This is a genomic window from Micromonospora sp. NPDC049275 (genome assembly GCF_043197115.1).
Lineage (GTDB): Bacteria > Actinomycetota > Actinomycetes > Mycobacteriales > Micromonosporaceae > Micromonospora.
Genome location: NZ_JBICSN010000001.1, coordinates 166,291 through 183,590 on the forward strand (window position 1 = coordinate 166,291; position 17,300 = coordinate 183,590).

Genomic DNA, 17,300 nt, shown 5'->3' on the forward strand with positions numbered 1-17,300 from the left:
CCCGCCTGCTGGGGGTAAGGAGCCGAGCAGAGCGGACGGCGGGCTGCGCCTCGTGAACCCGGACTTCCCTGGCACGATTCTTTACGGAATCCAGCTAGAGTCGTAACGGTAGGTCACCTCAATGCTCATGTCTTGATAGCTTGTCCCGCTCGTCCTCCTCGGAGCGTGATCGTGTCCGCTGCCCCGCCGCCGGAGCTCGCCCAAGCCCGTGCTGACCTCGGCAAAAGACTCGCCGAAGCGCGCAAGTCCGCCGGCTACACACAAGAGACGCTGGCGCCGCTAACGCACTACGTCCGCAGCACGATCGCGAACGTGGAGCGCGGTCGCCAGAGCATCGGCCGAGACTTCTGGGTTCGTTGCGACGAGATCCTGCATACCGGCGGTGTGCTCGCAGCGGAGTACGACCGGCTCCGAGTATTGGTAACGCGCAACACCGCAGGACATTTCGACGGTGGACGCACACGCGGGGCCACGGTCGCCACCCGCACAGAAACACCCGGGCCAACGGCGCTTTCCTTGCTCGCGCCCCAGGCAGCAAATGGCGATTTCGCCCCCCAGACGTACGCCGTTGACCTGTGGGCACCTGACGGCAGGTTCTTTCCTGGACTGGCGATACCGGCCTACGTTCATCCTGCGGTGGCCGAGGACAGCCGAGTTCTCGCGGCGGTACCGGCCGGCTACTGCGACGACCGGCTCTTGCGCACCCCGCGACGGAGTCTGGTGGTAGGGCGGATCGAAACTGATCAAGGTGTCCAACTGTTCGGCTTGGACGCCCGCCATGCCCGCCAACGCCTCGCCCAGGCGGCCCCTGACGCGCGGCTCGTCATCCCGCAGGCGTACCAGCTTGACGAGCTGGTCCTCGCACTGTTGTGGGCTGTGGCGAACCTTGACGAAGCGCTTCTGGCCGACGACGCCCGTATTGAGCAGGCCACCGCTGAACTGGCCTCCTACGAGCAGATGAGCCGATCCGCGGTCAGCCACGATCTTGCCGCGGATCTTAGCGACGTCGGCAGGATGTGGCTCGGGTCGGTCTTCTGCGCCGGACACATCCACCGACACGCAGACGCCCTCACCTCGACCCCCGCCTACTGGACCCGCGAACAACGTGGCGAGGAAGCCAGCACCTGGCTGCTGTTCGCTCATAAGCAGAGGTATCTGGACCTCACCGCCGCGCGCGCCGGAAGTCACCGCATCATCCGCGCGTTCTGCATTCCTCGCGCGGCAGTCGACGCCTCCCCCCGCGGCGAGCGGATTCTCCTGCTGTTGGCGGTGGCACTGATGGAGTCGTACGGCATCGAGGTCGTCATCACCGACGAGCCGGAGTACGCAGGCACACCCGGCTTCGTGACGGATCGTGACCGTCATGCGGTGCTCGCCAACTGGGTTGGCGCCCAAGGCATCTGGCATGTCGACGTCACCGACGACCACCGCACCGTGCGCCAGTACGGCGCGGCCATCAACCACGCCAGCGGCCGGTCGGTTATCGCCGCTGCGTCTCCGCCCGCACGCCTGCGTGTCCTGACCGAGTACCTGGATCTGAACTGGGAGACGCTCGCCAGGCGTTGCCGAGACCTCGCCGACCAGGGGTGCGCCAAGGTTGTGCAGCCCCGCAGCAGGCATCTGTCTACCGCCGGCATCGACCGCGCCTGCCGCTACCTCGCCGACGCCGCGGCATTGACCGACTAGTCTTCCGACAGCGATGATCGTCGCCGTCGGGAGGCCAGAACATTGTCATCGGGAAAGCGAGTGTCGCCGCGGGTGACGGTCTTCGGGCTTGGCGGCACTATCGCCATGACCACCTCAGAGGGCAACGGCGTCGTCCCCGCACTGACCGCCGGCGATCTTGTGGCCGCTGTGCCCGGCCTTGCCGATACCGGCATCGCGGTCGACGTCGTCAACTTCCGTAGCCGCCCCGGCGCCTCCCTGACATTCGCCGACCTGGCTGACCTGGCCCGGAGCGTCCACCAGGCCGCCGCCGCAGGCACCTGCGGCATCATCATTACCCAGGGCACGGACACCCTCGAAGAAACCGCCTACTACCTGCATCTCCTGCACACCGGACCGCAGCCCCTCGTCGTCACCGGTGCCATGCGCAACCCCACCCTCGCCGGTCCCGACGGGCCCGCCAACCTTCTCGCCGCCACCAGGGTCGCTGCCAGCCCTCATGCCCGAGACCGCGGCGCTCTCGTCGTCATGGCCGACGAGATCCACGCCGCCGACCGTGTCCGGAAAACGCACTCCGTCAACACTCAGGCGTTCACCTCACCCAACGGCGGCCCACTCGGGTACGTCGTGGAAGGCGAACCCCGCTTCCTCAGCCACACCGCCCACCGCCACGCTGTACCGACACCCGTACGCCAGCCGCGCGTGGGCCTCTACACCGCCACAGTCGGCGACGACGCGACTTACCTGTCCGCAACGGCAGCCCACTTTGACGGCCTCGTCATCGCTGGCTTCGGCGTCGGGCACGTCCCGGACACCTGGGTCTCCACCCTCACGGCGCTCGCCCAGCAGATACCCGTGGTCCTCACCTCCCGCATCGGTGCGGGACCTGTGCTCACCAGCACCTACGGCTTCCCAGGCTCCGAGCGGGATCTCACCGAACGCGGACTCATTCCCGCAGGCTTCCTCGACCCCTACAAGGCCCGGATCCTGCTCCATCTCACCCTTGCCGCAGGTGCCACCGCCCACGAGGCGGCAGCGGCGTTTCGCGCCGTGGCCTACCCCGGCGAGCCGTGGCCATGGCCGCAGCAGCCGCCCACCAACGCCCCGACCGTCTGAAGGAGCCCCCTTGCGCAGCCGCGAAGTCGTCACCGGACGTACCATCGTCGCCGTCTTCGACCACGGGGAAGACTTCTACGACGCCCTCGACCGCACCTGCCGCACCCATGACATCCGCCAGGGCTACATCCCCACGTTTATTGCGGGCCTCGCCACCGCCGACATCGTCGGCACCTGCGAACGCCTCGACAACCCCGACGCCCCCGTGTGGACCAAAGTCCACCTGACCAATATCGAGGCCCTCGGCGGCGGCACCCTCGCCTACAACCCCGACACCGACACAATCGAGCCGCACATCCACCTCACCGTCGGCTTGAAAGCACACAGCGCCACCGCCCACACCAGCCACCTGCTCGCCGCGACCGTTCAATTCCTCACCGAAATGATCATCGTGGAGATTGTCGAACCAACCATGACGCGCGTCCGCCAAGCCGACCTCTACGGAGTGCCACTCCTACAGTTCCCCTGAAGACGATCGATTGCGACGGCGTAACGAAAACCTAGTTGACGTACCTGATCAGAGGGTGTGGCAGCGCATCGGTGACGTGACCCAGGACGGCGCGTCGACGACCGCTTCACCCCTCCAGCAGTTCATGCACTCGGGCGAACGACCGAGACAGACTGTCCAGCACCGCCGCACCCTTGGCCGCGCTGCCCATCGACGGCCGCCCAATAGTCCCGGACGACGTGTACGCGCGCATCCCAATCGTGAGCAGATCAGGGCGCTCGTCCGCCAAATGGTCAGCCGCCTGGTATCCCTCGCGCAGTAACTGCGGCGCCCCGTGCAGCAGCAGGGAGACCTCAAGCTCCCCGCCATGCATGTCCTCGTGAGCGGTGGTCTCACACCCCGCCTCGACCCGCGCGGTGTTCCACTCCTCCGCGGCAGGGAACAACGCCATCCGCCGCCGGACCGTCGTGGCCTGCTGAACAGCGTTGCGAAGGCTGTAATTCCCCCCGTGCCCGTTCACGATCACCAAGTTCTCCACGCCCGAAGCCCGCAAGGACTCGTCGACATCCTCGATCACCGTGAGCAATGTGCGCGCACTAATACTCACTGTCCCGGCGAACCCCGCATGCTCGTGCGAACACGAAATCGTCAGCGGCGGTAGCAAGAACACCGGATAGTCCTCAGCAACCCGCCCAGCCACCAGACACGCAACGGCCGTGTCCGTGATCAAGGGCAGGAACTCTCCGTGCTGCTCAAAGCTGCCCACCGGCAACACCGCCGTCCGCGCAGCACGGACACGCTCGTCACCAGACGTCGCGGTCGGAAGCAGGAAGGTCACCCGGACAGCCTGCCACGAGCGGCGACGGCCTTGTCCGCGCGCCCGAGCGATCTCTCCGGAAGCCCTTTCAAACTCCGCACTCCGCAGCATCGCAATCTTCTGCTGGCCAGCAATGCCGAGGTGCGGCAGCTCGTCCCGCCGGACCTCGCAGAGGTGCTGCGCCTGGAGCGGAACCGCGAATCTATTCAGGCGAGTCCGCCGCCGATGGGCAGGCGGCGGCCATGGTCAGGCGGGCCGATGGGTGGCGAGCAGTTCGCTCCCATCACACCGACCACCCGCGTCGGCAGCGATGCCGTCCCTGTAAAAAGCCCGATCGCGGTGCACGATTAACGGGTGCCGCAGTTCAGGCTGACCGGTGTCATCAGCAGATCCAGCCTGGCGGTCAGTTCGCAGCCGGGACGGCGTCAGGCGTGGGTTCGACCACGTCAGGCCGGGGCCGATGTTCTAGCAGCAGCGCTCGCCAGGTTCCATATCAACGTGTCGTAGGTGTCCACGATCCGCAGCACCGGCACGCCCAGTGAACGAATCATCGCATCAAGCCCATGCTGCACCTGCTCGCCCGAATGCTGGGAGCTAACCAGACGCTCCAGTTCGACGAACGTGCCGAGGCCGTCGACTACGTCTACGCATACCGTCGCGCCGTCCCACTCGCCGGTTCGGCGCTGCTTGACGATTCGCACGGTTGGCACCCAACCCATCGTGGTGAGAGCAGCGTGCATCGCGTCACGGTCGTGGATGACGCAGTCGTGCTCTAGACATGCCATCTCGTTGTCGATCGGCTTCTTCACAGTGAGCAGATGGCGCCCTTCCTGCGTGCGTAGACGCGCGAACGGAACGCCGATTTTCGACATCCCGTACGTCCAGCCGGCTGGCGCGTACGCTTGGTCGTCCTGTACCGACGGCTCTGTCAACGCCACCTGCCGCTGGGCGAGCGCCTTGATCAGCTCTCTTAGGTCGCTGACGTGGTACTTGGCTTCAACCTCATGATCATTGTTGGCTAGCGCGCGGGTCACGAGCAGGCAGCATACGAGGATCGCGGTCACGCGGATTCGAAACACCGCGACGGTGATGTCGGAACTTTGTCGGAAGAATGTTGGAACCAGCCGGCGACTACCCGACGCACGGCGCCTCTGCAGCTACAGTGCCCTCACGCCACCGCGTCTCGCCTCGCGCGGACGTTCGTCGTATCGATCCGGAGCCGCTGATGCCGAACGATTCACCCCAGGAAATCGCCGCGGCATGGCTCACTCTTGGTCAGATGCTCGCCCGCAGCCGCAAAGTCGCCGGTTACACACAAGAGACGTTCGCGCCTCTCACCAACTACGGACGAAGCACGATCGCGAACGTGGAAACCGGACGTCAGCGAGTGGGACGAAGCTTCTGGTCCCGAAGCGATGAGATCTTGCGCACCGGCGGCAGCCTGGCCCGAGAGTACGATCGAATCCGGCACATCAGCTTCGGGCAGGTGCCGAGCGGCATGCCTGCACCTCAGCCGTTCGAGGTTACGCCGGGGCCGTCGCCCTCCACAGCTCTTGAGACGTTTGCCCTCAGGCCACGCGGCGACTACCTGGTGGGCGAGTGGAACACTTTCTCTACTCTGACCAACATGCTTGCGCAGCAACGCCAGGCTGTGTCACCTGACGTGCTTCTGGGGCTGATTGAGGCGCACCGTGAATGCCTGTCGACGCTTTATCGCAAAGCCGGCCGTGCGCCCATCCGTGCTGATATCGGAGCTATGCTCGGCGAAGCTTCGGTCGTCGCCAGCAGGCTGTGGAGCGCGCGGGGTAACCGTGCTCTCGCAATCGCTCACTGCGCCTACGCCCGCCAGCTGGGCGACAGGCTCGGTGACCGCCGGATCAGCGCGACCGCACGAATGTTCGAGAGCAACCTCGAAGCTGCAACGCTGATCGAAGCCGATGGTGACGTCATGATCGGCCTGCGGCTGCTCGACGAGGCCGACCAGGCATCCACAGATCTCAGTCCCGCCGCACGAGCTCGGATAGCCGCCGAGCAGGCCCAGGCCTATGCCGCCCTGCGGCTTCCACGCGAGGCTTCCGCCGCTCTGAAGCGAGCAGAAGCAGCGGTCAACGACTTGTCACCGGCTGACTGTGTCGGTCTCTACAGCGACTGGAGCAATGCCCGCCTCCACGTCTATGCGGGCACCTGCCATCTCCTTCTTGGCCAGCCCGACCAGGCTGTAGAGGTGCTCGAAAGTGCTGTGCAAACGCTTGAACACGACCCGGCGAACGTGAACGTCGCCCTCGCAGCAGCAGTGGACCTCGCGAGCGCCTACGCCGAGGCCGGCGAGCTGGAACGATCCTGTGCCCTGCTCGGTGACACCTTCAATCGACTGAAAGCCGGCGGAAACCATCGGGGCATCGCACGAGCTCAACGTGCCCGAGAGCGGCTAGTCCGATGGAGCGACGAGCCAATTGTCCTCGAACTTGAGGAGCAGATGGCCGCCTAGCAGGCAGCCGGCGACCCGCCCGAACTCACCAGCGAACTCACGGCGGCCACCACCGTCGGTGGGTCGAGGCTGTCGAGTACCAGGTCAGGTTCGTAGGATGCCAGCTCTTGACGCCCAATCCGGTGAGCGACGACAGCGACACGGAAGCCGGCGTGGCGTGCGCAAGCGATATCGTTTGGCGCATCCCCGATGACGATCACCCGAGCGGAATCGAGCGGGACACCGTAGATCGCCAAGTAGCGCTGAGCTACGACCGCTGGGAGTTGGAAGCGGTCTCGAGCGTCTGACCCGAACCCGCCGATGCGAAGATCAATAAACTCATCCAAGCCCGCCACGTGCAGCTTCACGTCAGCGGCCGATCGCAGGTTGCCGGTCAGTACGGTCTGAATGAACCCGAGGTCCTGCAACTCCGCGATGCTCGCTGCGGCACCTGGATACGGCGGCTGGACCTCAGCCAACTCTTGCCGACCCTCTTGCATGACCGCGGCGATGGCCTGACGGAACGCGGGTATGCCTGCCTCCGCAGCTGACGGGTCCACGCCCGAGGCTATCGCCGTGTCGACGGCGATCGACTCGTCCGTATACCCATGCACCTTTTTGTCAGGAAAGACGACCTCGGACTGCGCGATGCCGTACGCACGAGCGATCGCACGCGTCAACCAGCGCAAGTCCGCGGGAATGAGCGTCCCGTCAACATCCCAGATGACCAAGCCGGCGCTGCTGCGGTTCATAGAAGCATCGTCGCACGGGGTACGGGCTCGGGCAGTGCAGCGGGAACTGGCTGAGTTCCTCCGCTCTGATGGGGCGGTGGTTACCTGCTGCCGCCGGTGAAGGGGTGGCGGAATGACCCTGAGCACGCCGCGGAGCCGACCACCGTGCGGGCCCGCCGCAGCGATGCGTTCCCGGCGCGCGGGAGCGCCACGCCTCCTGATGCGCTGAGCTCAGTGCTGGTGGTGTCGGAATCGGTGTCGGCGGATTGTCGTAGTCGGATGTCAGGCCTGTCCGACAGCGGCCAGGGTCGGCGATTGTCAATGGGTCTTTCCCAACAGGCCGGGGCGGGTTGTCCGCGCTGGTAAGGACGACCCGCTATCCGGAAAATTCTTCTTGGGCTTCCGGCACCCCGAGTTGAATCTGTCATTGACGCGCCAGTCGGCACCCTAACCAGGAGGCGTGGACGGGAGTGGTGTGGTGCGACGCGCCCCGTTGGGCCCTGAGAAAGACCGCAACGAAGCGCTGTGCGAGCTTCTGGCAGAGCTTGGCTGGTCGGTTTCAGGCTTCGCCCAACGCGTACGTGAGCGCTGCCAGGCGATCGGAATGCCACGAGCGGTCAGCCCGAGCACGGTTTCGCGTTGGTGCGACGGTGCGGTCCCTACTCCCGAGCTCCTAGGCCCGGCCTGTCTAGTGCTGTCCGTCGCGCTGCGACGCCGTGTCTCACCGGAAAGCTTGGGATGGCCGGGCGGGGTGGCGGATGTCGGTGCGGAAGCTCTCCAGTACGGAGATCTTCAGCACGCGGTGCGGGTCCTGCCTAAGCTTTGGCAGCTCGATTCCGTGCCTGGGCGCGCCGCTGTCCGGCGGATGTCGGCTGGAGTCACCTCCGCGCCTGCATTGCACAACGCACTGGTCATGTTGCCCGACGCGGAAACCGCTGGGCGGGGGCGGCAGCGAGTCTCGGTTGCTGACGTCGAACTGCTTGAGCTGCACACTGACCTCTATGGGCGACTGGACGCGCGGCATGGCGGAGGCCGCTTCCGCAGTGTGTTTGCCGCATTCCTGGACCTGCACGCTACTCCGCTGCTGCACGGAGCGTTTTCCGCTCGTCGCGGGCGGAGGCTCTACGGAAGCGTCGCGGACGCGGTGCTCGCTTTGGCGAGCATGGCCTACGACGATCAGCTTCCAGGGCTTGCTCAGCGTTACGACCTCCAGGCGATTCGGCTGGCCCAAGCGGTCGGCGACCGTGGCCGCCTGGCGCGCGGGTACATCCATCAAGCCCGGTTAGCTGGGGCACGCGGTGATCGCGATGCCGTTGTGACCCATGCGCGCAGCGCGGTATTCGCCGCTGCCGACGCGCCCGCCCTGGTAAGGGCCTATGCAGCTATCACCGAGGCCAGGGCATGGGCGCTCATCGGGAATCCCCAACAGACGCTGGCTGCGGTGAAGCGTGCTCGGGATGCCTTCAGCCGGGCTAGCATTGGCGTCGGTCCTCGTTGGTTGCTCTGGTTGGACCGGCCAGAGCTGGAAGGCCAGGCTGCGTGGGCATTTGCGATGGCCGGCCTAGCAGTTCCGGGATCGCAGGCGCTGCAAGTGGCTCTGGACATGCCAGAGGAGCGCACACGCGACAGCGTAGAGCTACTGATCACCGGTGCGGAACTCGCGCGGCTGCGGGGCGAGGAGGCCGAGCGCACGGCACTTTTGAAGCGCGCGGTTGAGGCTTCGCGGCACCTCAAGAGCCGGCGCATCGTTGACCGACTCGCCCGGGTCGCCGAAGGCCAACCGCTGCATGACTTCTAATCGCCGCGGCCCTCGTGGCGCCCCTGACCGTCGACTGAAGTGCGGTCATCACTCTCGCCGGATGCACGACTCTGCCCCTTGACAGTGACCATCAGAGCGACTGCCCGCCGAATGGCCGGATCATCGATCCGTGGGTTGGCCAGGGCAATTGATCCTGGACTGGATGTCGACGGGTTCGCGGGGATGGACCGAGGGACCGTCCGGCCGGGTGCCGATGTACAGCCAGCCCAACATGCGCTCATCGTGCCTGAGGCCGAGGTACTCGAGAACCGGGGGTTGCTCGATCACCGGCCCGGTGCGCCAGATCGCACCCAGCCTCGGGGATGCAGCAGGAGCAGCAGCGTCTGCACCATCGCCACGACGGCGGCCAGCTGCTCCCACTCGGGCACCATCGGGTGGTTGGGTTCGGGGCGAAAGACGATCGACAGGAGCAGCGGTGCCCGCGTGGGCTTCGCTGCCGCCCGGCGCGCTTGTGCCGGGTCCGACGCGCTACAGCGGAGGGCTTCGCCGAGCAACACCCGGTCATTGCCCTCGACGACGATCAGCCGCCACGGCCGGAGCCGGCCGTGGTCCGGGGCGGTGGCTGCGGCTTGGACGAGTTCGAGCAGCTCCTCGCGGCCGGGCGCCGGCTCGGTGAGCCTCGTGGCACTGCGCCTCGTGAGGATCGCCTCAAGGACGAGGTCCCGGGTCATCGTGCCGCCTTCGGGTTGTCTGATGCTGAAGGGCCGGGGTCGGACCCCTCCCGGCGCCTTGGCGCGGGCGACATCCGGGGATCAGCGGCGCCGAGGCGGTTCAGCAGTGGGGCGGTTGCTGCGGTGGTCACTACGGCCATGAGGACCAAGATGGTGAACAGGTGTGGAGTTATGACGCCGATCTGGAGACCGATCCCCAGTACGACGAGTTCGGTCACGCCGCGGCAGTTCATCAGCGTGCCGATGGTCGCGGCCCATCGCCAGTCGACACCGGTGAGCCGGGCGGCTCCTGCCGCCCCGCCCCATTTGCCGACGACGGCGACAGCCAGAACCGCCATAGCCCAGCCCCACTGTCCGGCGGGCAGGTTAGCGATGTCGGTACGTAGACCGATGTCGGCGAAATAGAGGGGCAGCAGGACGGGGACGAAGACAGCACGGATGCGGGCGGCGCTGCGCTCGACGGGTGCCAACCCACGGGGGATGGCTACTCCGAACAGGAACGCACCGAGCGCTGGGTGGACGCCGATCTGATCGGTGGTGTACGCGGTCAGGAAGAGCCCGGCGCACAGGATCACTAGCACGAACTCGTCGGAGCTGCGCCCGGCGCTCGCCAGCAGCTTGCGCATGGCCGGGCGTAGCAGGACGAGGGCTGTAGCCAGAGCGGCGGTAAGGGCGGCGGCGGCGAGGGCGGACAGAGGGCTACCGGTGGTGGACAGGGCGATGGCTGCGGTGAGCAGGCACCAGGCGATCGCATCGTTGATGGCCGCGCATGCCATCACGAAGGCGCCGAGGTAAGTGGTCTCCAGGTTGCGGTCGGCGAGCACGCGGGCGAGGACCGGGAAGGCGGTGATGCTCAGGGCGACGGCGACGAACAGGACGAACGGCGCTCGTCCTACGCCGTTCGGGGCCAGTGTCGGATACATCGTCAGGGCGAGGGCTGCCCCGAGCGCTAGAGGCAGCAGGATGCTGCCGAGGCTGACGGTGACGACGGCGTGTCTGGCGTTGCGAAGGGTGTGCAGGTCGAGTTCGGCGCCGATGAGGAACAGGAAGGTGAGGAGGGCAAGGCTGCCGAGGGCTGAGACGACCGGCAGGACGGCGGGCGGCAGGAGGTGGTGTTGCAGATCGGGTGCGAGCCAGCCCAGCAGGGAGGGGCCGAGCAGGATTCCGACGAGGATCTCGCCGATGACGGGCGGTTGGCCGATTCGGCGGATGGCCCGGCCGCCGACGTGGCACGCAAGCATCACGGCCGGTACGGCGAGAAGCACAGGCAGCAGCGGGTCGGGCGGCAACATGGGATCTCCAGGGTGCGGTGGCGGTGAGGTCGGACATCGGTCCGACCGTGGCCGAGGAGTAATGAGGGCGCACGGCACCGCGAATGGGCTGTCGCGATCGATCCGTGAAGGCGGCGATCCCGCCCGTTGAGGCGTGGGGTCAGTTCCGAATGAGCGGGAGGGTGGTGCAGCGCAGCGATCCGGGGATGTGGGTCACCTCGGAGTAGTCGACGCTGATCACCGCGATCCCGCGGGTGGACAGCTCGCCGGCGATCCGGTCGCTGCCTTGGGCGACGACGACGACGCCGGGGGCGACCGCTAGGACGTTGACCTGGACGGCGAGTGCCTCGTCGTCGGTGACGTCGATCAGGTCGAAACGTTTGTCGAGCCAGTTAACCTGTGCCGGGGGGAAGGCACCGCGGTGGATGAGGGCGGTGCCGGGGGCGACGATGTTGAAGTGGTCATCAAGGTGGACGATGCCGGCTCGGGCAAACCGGATGGGGATGACTTCGCGGTCGATGCGGTGCTGCGCAAGGGCGGCCTGGAGCGCGTCAGCCCCGTCGGGCGAGGTTTCCTCACTCATTCCCACCAGAACGCAACCGTCGTGGAGCATGACGTCTCCGCCCTCGATGGTGCCCGCCGCGAGTTGGGTGGGAGTCGGCATGGCGGCCGTGTGGTCGGTGAGGGCATCGGCTTCGGGTATGCGGTGCGGGGAGTTCAGTCGGGCCGCGAAGAAGACGTCGTCGACGACGAACCCGATGTCGCGGGGGTAGTGCTGGGTTGAGCAGCCTGGCGCGTCGGGAAGGAGGACCACCTCGGTGCCGCGCTCATGCAGCACACGGATTAGGGCGTCCTGCTGCGCGCGGACCTTCGCGGGCGAGTAGGCGGCCCAGGTGCTGGTGGCCTTTTGCCGGGCGAGAACCGGGTGGATGTCGGGGCCGTCCACTGCGCGGTTGACATCGCTGGCGTAGCGCATGGCGACGCGGCGCAGGGTGCCGTACTCGGTGGCGGCGTTCGCGGTGGCGGGCATGGCAGTGCGCCTCCAGCAGGGTGTCCTGGGCTGGGTGGGAACCGGCGACTCCCCGTAGGGGCTGGTCGTGGTGCGTACGCGGTGGAGGATGCAGGGCCCAAACGTGGCGGCCGGGTGGCGGGCACTGTGTGGATCGCCCGCCACCCGGCTCGGCGTTAGCTGACGGTGCTGGGCTGAGTGTCGGGCACCTGGGGGAGCCAGTCGACCGCGTCATCGCGAAACGATTGGTTGACCGGGACGAGGCGGGGGTCGTCCTGGTTGTCCAGGGCGCTGATGGTGATGCCGATGGTGGTGTCGCCGTAGTCGAAGGCGGCGACGTGGCTTCCGCAGGTGGGGCAGAAGCCTCGTTTGGTTTCGCCCTTGAAGGTGTCGAACCAGGTCGGCTCGCCGCCTTCGCCAGTCCAACGCAGCCCCGCCAGGGGGAAGCCGACCCACGACTGCATCGGTCCGCCGGCTCGTTTCTGGCAGTGTGGACAACTGCAGACGTGGGGATAGTCGGGCTTCCCGACAACGACGAACCGGATCTTTTTGCACAGGCAGCCGCCGGTGCTTTCCTCGGTTGCTCCGCTTTCTTCGGACATCAGCTCACATTCCTCGCACGGTAGGCCAATTGGGTCCACCAGTGTGTCATCCCGCCGAAGATTTGCAGGAAACCCTCGACGGCCTGTGGCAGGTCGAATCCGTAGAGGTCGCTGTTCCGGATGAACTGGGCGAGACCTTCGATGTGGGCGGCCTCGACGCTCAGCCCGCCGATCTGGGCGGCCTCGTGGTCGTCGTCGAGGTGCAACCGGTAGTAGTAGTCCAGCGAGGGGAGGTCCTTGCCGCTCATCTGGCTCGTCAGCTGGCCGTACCGGTCGGTGATGTCGCGCAGGATCTCGGTCTCGGCGATCGCGACACCTTCGGTGGCGTAGTAGCCGCCGGCGATGACGCTGGGCATGTGCGAATTGACCATGACCTGGTGCAGCAGGATGAGCGTGGCCGTCTCGGCGGCGGGGACGTGCCCGTTGACGAGCAGTCCGAGGTCCTTGAGCAGCGCGTTGGTGTAGAGGATGTAGTGGGCGGGCACCTTGCCGCGCTCGCCGCCCTCCTCCAGGTAGTTGCGGCGCAGCTCGTGGGCGAGTTCCGGGGAGAAGCCGGCCACGGTGTCGGCGGCCAGCCGGAGGAACTGCGCGTTGTAGCGGGCGAACACCGCGAGCTCGGCGATGTACGTCCGCGCCTGCGCCTGGGTGAGCGTGCCCGGGTCGACGAGGTCACGGATTTTGCGGTACACCGAGTCGATCATCGGGGCGAGGTGCTTGTCGACGAGGTCGTCGCCCGAGTTCAGCTTGCCGAGCAGGGTGGCGTGCAGGAAGTGGCGGGTCTCGGGGTTGGCGTCGAGGTGCGCCTCAACCAGCGAGGTGCCGGTGAGGCTGTCCAGGGTGGTCATGCCGGATCCTCCTTCAGGGTCGTGGTGGGGGCGGTGACGGTCAGGCCGCCGGTGGCGCCGAGCACGCGAACGGCGGCCACGAGGTCGTCGTCCGCGGGCAAGAGCAGGGGCCCGGCGTTGAGGGCCGCGACCCGGTCAGGAGTGAGGACCGCGGGGTTGGCGGCGACCTCGAATCCGCGTAGGAACGCCTGCTGGCCGGTGACGAGCAGTCGGTAGGGGGCGATGATGGCCACCTCGGCACCGGGTATCACGTGCTCGGGGTCGAACGCGGCGACCGCCTCGGCGCGGGCGAGGTCGGCTGACACCATCTCCCAGCCGCCGTTGCTCAGCACGGTGTGCCACCGCTGGCGGATGTGCTGCTCGACGGCCACGCCAGCGCGCCGTGTCGCGGCAGCCAGGGTTCGGGCGGCGAGGTCGGTCAGGCGTTCGGCCACCGGCGCGCTCCCGGTGCCTCGGTTGGCCATCGGTGAAGGACCACCCACCTCACTGTCGGGCCCGCCGGTCAGCAGCGACTCGATCACATCGGGCAGGACCGCCTGGCGCAGGACCGTCGCGTCCGGGAAGGTGTAGAGCGGTACGGCCACGGACACAGAGAACTCGTCCTGCCGGCCGACGTGGAAGACCCGCCGGGGCAGGAACAGGGCGTCGCCCGGCTCGAGTGCAAAGTGCTCGCCGTGCTCCAGCAGCCACAGGTAGTTCCCGTACAGCGGGTCGCTGCCGCCGGTGAGCTTCTGATACTCCTCGTTCGACCAGGTGTAAAAGTGCTTGACGCCGGGCCCGTAGTGTGTAAGGAAAGCGTCCTCGTAACCCTCGTGGACGCCGAACGCGGTTCCGCTGTAGTTGCCGGCAAACGCCACCAGCTCGGCGCCGCCCATCGGCACGCCCCACCCGTCGAACAGGGAAGCGAGGAACGTGCCCAGGCCCGCGGCCAGGGATGGGCTGACGGTCTCCAGGTTGTTGATGACCAGGCTGAACCGCTCGGCGCCGGCCACCTCCTGCATCCACGACACAAAATCGCCGTTCGGCCAGCCGGGCGCGGTCAGCACGGCATCCAGGAGGTCGTCGCGCCGGTCTTCGTCGACGTAAACGCGGGCGTGCGCCGAGATCTCGGTTCCGGCGGCGTGCGCCCGACGGATCGCCGCGAAGCCGTCCAGGACGGCGTCGGGGCTCGCCGCGGATGTCGGCACGATGCCTTTAAACAGGAACGGTGTGGTTCTGCCATTCGTTCGAGCGGGAAACTCGTCGGTCCAGAAGTTGGGGCTCGGCGGCCAGGGGGCTCGCACTCGGTTCTCCTCATGATCAGGGGCAGCGCTGGGCGGCCCGCCAGGTTGGGGAGTAGGGCATCAGGGGTGGGGCTGAACTCGATCAGCTCAGGTAGTCCTCGCAGCCGCCGTCGCGCACGGTGTCGAGGGTGAAGCAGTGAAAGCCCCCGCCAAAGAGTCGGCGGTGTCGGTGACGCACTGGCACGACGGTGAAGCCGCGCTTTTCCAACACCGCGATCAGCTCGGGGTAGTGGGAGTTGACAACGACGGTGTTCTCGTCGATCGACAGCACGTTGATGTCGATGTAGCGGCTGGCGGTGGGGATGATGAAGCCGAAGTCGGTGTAATCCGGTTCGGGCTCGGACATCGGCGGTGGGTAGATGGCCTCCCACGACTGCATCGCCTTCGGCAGGTAGGGCAGGTACCGTGCCGAGCGCAGCAGCATCAGGCCCGGCCGCAGCGGCACGACGATGCTGTCGATGTGGTTGTCCGCCATGGCGTCCAGGACGTGAAAGCGCAACTGCGGAAAGTTGTCTCGAAGCCACCGCAACGCCAGCTCGTGGTTGCGGTTGGCGACGTTGACCAGCACGTCGCGGCCCAGCCGCATGCACTGCGCCCCGTCGAAGACCATTTCCAGGCCGAGTCCGTCGATGGACTGGGCCGTTTCGGCGTCCGTAGCCCGGGAGACGTCGATGCCCTGGCGACGGAAGTAGGCGTCGTCCAGAGAGCCGGCGCCCAGCGCGGGCCGGGGCATGCTCAGCCAATTGCTACCGGAACTGTAGTAGCGGTAGAAGATCGGTTTGAGTAGGTCGTTCTCGAACAGGCGGGCGCGCACGTGGGGTGCGGTCTCGACGATGGTGTGTCCGAGGATGATGCTCTGGTCGCGGACGTTGAGCGGCGGGGTAGCGCGGGCGTCCCAATGCGGGGAGCGAATGTCGACGTCCTTGCCGGGAGCCGCGGGTCGCAGCACCTTCACCCCGCAGCTTGCCAGGGCATCGGCCAGACCGGCGATGTCCTCGTTGAGCTCGTCGACCAACTGCGGCGGGACCGGTACGAGGCGCCGGTTGGCACTTCCGCCGCTGAGGACGGGTGCCACATTCTCGAAGTAGAACAGCAGCCACGACGCGTCGACGTCATGCTCGGTGTAGTGCTCCGCGCGGCCCACGACAACCTCACGCAGCGCAGACCACTCATCGAAGCTGTGCACACCGCTGACAGCGGTTTTGCTTTGCGTCACTGGGATACTGCCTCCTTGGCGCAGCCCGGCACCCCTGGTCGGACAGCACACTCGCAGGAGGTGCCACCCGAGCGGCATATTGCCGGTCGGTTGATGGGACGGGTGTTGTCAGCCGGCCGTGTGGCCGGTGCGCGGTGTGCTTGCCGAGGGGTCAGCGGCGAGGCGCAGGATGATGTCCTCGATCACGCACGGCCGCTCGGGTGTGGATCTGCGGCGGAAGAAGTAGCCCGAGCACCAGGGCACCTCATTCCACCGGTCCAGGTGCTGCGCCGCCAGGGCGGCGGCCTCGGGTAGGCGGCGCCAGGGGATCTGCGGGCACCAGTGGTGCAGGGGGTGGTACATGTCGTCGAGGTGGCCGCCGAGCAGGTGCCGGGTTAGACCGTGCGAGGACCATCCGCGGGTCTGCAGGATCGGGTCGCTGTCCTCGATCAGGCCGGCGTGGTTGCCCAGGTCGGTGATCCACGTGACCACCGGCCGGACAAAGACCAGCGGAACCAGCCAGTACAGCAGCAGGGCCCCTACGACATCGAAGGGCCAACACACCGCCACGACGACTGCCCACAGTCCGGCCCGTGCTGCTGTCGCCCGCCAACTCTCCTGCGGGTCTTTTTTGACGAGGGTGAGCAGCGCGGCCTTCGGCAGCCGCCATATGGCATTGCGCACGATGACGCGCAGGACGAAGGAGAGCCGGCTCGGATTTGGCCCGGCGGCACGAATGTTGCCCGCCTGGTAAGACTGGAACATCGGATCGCCGTCGGACCCCAGCTTCGCGTGATGCACGTAGTGGCTGGTGCGGTAGGGCAAGAACCCCTCCCCCAGCAACCCCGTCAGCAGATAGCCGACGACGCGGTTCCCCAGTCGGGTGGCCATGAGCTTGGAGTGGACGCACTCGTGAGCCAGGTTCGACAGGTGTCGCTGCCGGACACCGATGTAGCAGACCGCCAGCAGCGGACCGACGACATGGCCGACGAGACTGCCGAGGATCGCTGCGAGGGCAACTGCGGCGATATCCTGGCAAACGTCGAACAGGCCGATGGTCGGTCTGCCGCACAGCTGCTCAAGACGGCCTACGACGTCGGCCCCGAGTGCCTTGCGAACGGGACCCGATGCACCGGTCCCGCTGCGCGTCCGACGTCGCGCCGGCGCGGTGTGCCGCACCGCTCGAAAGGTGGGGCTAGCCATCAGATCCTCCAGAAGCAGGAGCCCAAGGGAGAACTAACCCAGGGGCGCGTGGCATGCGCCGCTCCGGCGCGCCACCGGCTACTTAACCGGGGCGCACCGGAGTGAGTCGGGTGGCAGTCCGGCGCGGATCAGACGGAGACGAGGGCCCTTGCGTCGGG

General features: G+C 66.9%; 16 protein-coding genes. 5 read left to right on the forward strand and 11 right to left on the reverse strand.

Annotated features, from left to right (window positions below; translation table 11 throughout):
- The first annotated feature begins 165 nt into the window (after positions 1 to 165).
- Genes ACGFIE_RS00815 through ACGFIE_RS00825 form a run of 3 tightly spaced genes read left to right on the forward strand, consistent with a single transcriptional unit; the run spans position 166 to position 3,250 of the window.
- Positions 166 to 1,686: a helix-turn-helix domain-containing protein gene (locus ACGFIE_RS00815; protein ID WP_393289640.1), complete on the forward strand. Its 1,521-nt coding sequence runs from the start codon at positions 166 to 168 to the stop codon at positions 1,684 to 1,686.
- A gap of 60 nt (positions 1,687 to 1,746) precedes the next feature.
- Positions 1,747 to 2,781 carry an asparaginase gene (locus tag ACGFIE_RS00820; protein ID WP_393289643.1) on the forward strand — a complete coding sequence of 345 codons (1,035 nt, stop codon included), beginning with the start codon at positions 1,747 to 1,749 and terminating at the stop codon, positions 2,779 to 2,781.
- Between the two features lie 10 nt (positions 2,782 to 2,791).
- Entirely contained in the window at positions 2,792 to 3,250 is a 459-nt protein-coding gene (locus tag ACGFIE_RS00825; protein ID WP_393289646.1) for a PPC domain-containing DNA-binding protein, read from the forward strand.
- A gap of 106 nt (positions 3,251 to 3,356) precedes the next feature.
- Here the strand turns inward: ACGFIE_RS00825 and ACGFIE_RS00830 are convergent, their stop codons facing one another.
- Positions 3,357 to 4,067 carry a creatininase family protein gene (locus tag ACGFIE_RS00830; protein ID WP_309232006.1) on the reverse strand — a complete coding sequence of 237 codons (711 nt, stop codon included), beginning with the start codon at positions 4,065 to 4,067 and terminating at the stop codon, positions 3,357 to 3,359.
- A 425-nt stretch (positions 4,068 to 4,492) separates the two neighbouring features.
- Positions 4,493 to 5,110, reverse strand: a complete 618-nt coding sequence (locus ACGFIE_RS00835; RefSeq protein WP_393289648.1) for a class IV adenylate cyclase — start codon at positions 5,108 to 5,110, stop codon at positions 4,493 to 4,495.
- A 161-nt stretch (positions 5,111 to 5,271) separates the two neighbouring features.
- Between ACGFIE_RS00835 and ACGFIE_RS00840 the strand changes: the two genes are divergently transcribed.
- Entirely contained in the window at positions 5,272 to 6,534 is a 1,263-nt protein-coding gene (locus tag ACGFIE_RS00840) for a helix-turn-helix domain-containing protein (protein WP_393289650.1), read from the forward strand.
- Here ACGFIE_RS00840 and ACGFIE_RS00845 read toward each other — a convergent pair.
- The gene (locus ACGFIE_RS00845) at positions 6,531 to 7,265 is read right to left on the reverse strand and encodes an HAD family hydrolase (protein ID WP_393289652.1); all 735 of its coding nucleotides are present in this window, start codon (positions 7,263 to 7,265) and stop codon (positions 6,531 to 6,533) included. The two genes, ACGFIE_RS00840 and ACGFIE_RS00845, sit on opposite strands and share 4 nt — an antisense overlap.
- A gap of 892 nt (positions 7,266 to 8,157) precedes the next feature.
- Here ACGFIE_RS00845 and ACGFIE_RS00850 point away from each other — a divergent pair.
- A complete protein-coding gene (locus tag ACGFIE_RS00850) occupies positions 8,158 to 9,042 on the forward strand; it encodes a hypothetical protein (protein WP_393289654.1) in 885 nt (294 codons plus the stop codon).
- A gap of 284 nt (positions 9,043 to 9,326) precedes the next feature.
- Here the strand turns inward: ACGFIE_RS00850 and ACGFIE_RS00855 are convergent, their stop codons facing one another.
- The 8 genes from ACGFIE_RS00855 to ACGFIE_RS00890 form a co-directional block, all read right to left on the reverse strand.
- Positions 9,327 to 9,734, reverse strand: coding sequence for a nitroreductase family protein (locus tag ACGFIE_RS00855; RefSeq protein ID WP_393289655.1), 408 nt, complete (start codon positions 9,732 to 9,734; stop codon positions 9,327 to 9,329).
- Complete coding sequence (locus ACGFIE_RS00860) at positions 9,731 to 11,026, reverse strand: cation:proton antiporter (RefSeq protein ID WP_393289657.1); 1,296 nt, start codon at positions 11,024 to 11,026, stop codon at positions 9,731 to 9,733. The genes ACGFIE_RS00855 and ACGFIE_RS00860 overlap by 4 nt, the downstream gene beginning before the upstream one ends.
- Positions 11,027 to 11,165: 139 nt before the next feature.
- Complete coding sequence (locus tag ACGFIE_RS00865) at positions 11,166 to 12,035, reverse strand: dimethylarginine dimethylaminohydrolase family protein (RefSeq protein ID WP_393289659.1); 870 nt, start codon at positions 12,033 to 12,035, stop codon at positions 11,166 to 11,168.
- Positions 12,036 to 12,190: 155 nt separating this feature from the next.
- Complete coding sequence (locus tag ACGFIE_RS00870) at positions 12,191 to 12,616, reverse strand: GFA family protein (RefSeq protein ID WP_393289661.1); 426 nt, start codon at positions 12,614 to 12,616, stop codon at positions 12,191 to 12,193.
- Complete coding sequence (locus ACGFIE_RS00875) at positions 12,616 to 13,461, reverse strand: DUF3865 domain-containing protein (protein ID WP_393289663.1); 846 nt, start codon at positions 13,459 to 13,461, stop codon at positions 12,616 to 12,618. The genes ACGFIE_RS00870 and ACGFIE_RS00875 overlap by 1 nt, the downstream gene beginning before the upstream one ends.
- Entirely contained in the window at positions 13,458 to 14,744 is a 1,287-nt protein-coding gene (locus ACGFIE_RS00880; RefSeq protein WP_393289665.1) for a hypothetical protein, read from the reverse strand. Before ACGFIE_RS00880 ends, ACGFIE_RS00875 begins: the two co-directional genes overlap by 4 nt.
- Positions 14,745 to 14,826: 82 nt before the next feature.
- The gene (locus ACGFIE_RS00885) at positions 14,827 to 15,930 is read right to left on the reverse strand and encodes a glycine amidinotransferase (protein WP_393289667.1); all 1,104 of its coding nucleotides are present in this window, start codon (positions 15,928 to 15,930) and stop codon (positions 14,827 to 14,829) included.
- A gap of 138 nt (positions 15,931 to 16,068) precedes the next feature.
- The gene (locus ACGFIE_RS00890) at positions 16,069 to 17,118 is read right to left on the reverse strand and encodes a fatty acid desaturase family protein (protein WP_393289669.1); all 1,050 of its coding nucleotides are present in this window, start codon (positions 17,116 to 17,118) and stop codon (positions 16,069 to 16,071) included.
- Between the last annotated feature and the right edge of the window lie 182 nt (positions 17,119 to 17,300).

Excerpts from the sequence above, each read along its gene's own strand:
- ACGFIE_RS00840 (WP_393289650.1), top strand. The coding sequence starts at position 5,272 with ATGCCGAACGATTCACCCCAGGAAATCGCCGCGGCATGGCTCACTCTT.
- ACGFIE_RS00845 (WP_393289652.1), bottom strand. The coding sequence starts at position 7,265 with ATGAACCGCAGCAGCGCCGGCTTGGTCATCTGGGATGTTGACGGGACG.
- ACGFIE_RS00850 (WP_393289654.1), top strand. The coding sequence starts at position 8,158 with ATGTTGCCCGACGCGGAAACCGCTGGGCGGGGGCGGCAGCGAGTCTCG.
- ACGFIE_RS00855 (WP_393289655.1), bottom strand. The coding sequence starts at position 9,734 with ATGACCCGGGACCTCGTCCTTGAGGCGATCCTCACGAGGCGCAGTGCC.
- ACGFIE_RS00860 (WP_393289657.1), bottom strand. The coding sequence starts at position 11,026 with ATGTTGCCGCCCGACCCGCTGCTGCCTGTGCTTCTCGCCGTACCGGCC.
- ACGFIE_RS00865 (WP_393289659.1), bottom strand. The coding sequence starts at position 12,035 with ATGCCCGCCACCGCGAACGCCGCCACCGAGTACGGCACCCTGCGCCGC.
- ACGFIE_RS00870 (WP_393289661.1), bottom strand. The coding sequence starts at position 12,616 with ATGTCCGAAGAAAGCGGAGCAACCGAGGAAAGCACCGGCGGCTGCCTG.
- ACGFIE_RS00875 (WP_393289663.1), bottom strand. The coding sequence starts at position 13,461 with ATGACCACCCTGGACAGCCTCACCGGCACCTCGCTGGTTGAGGCGCAC.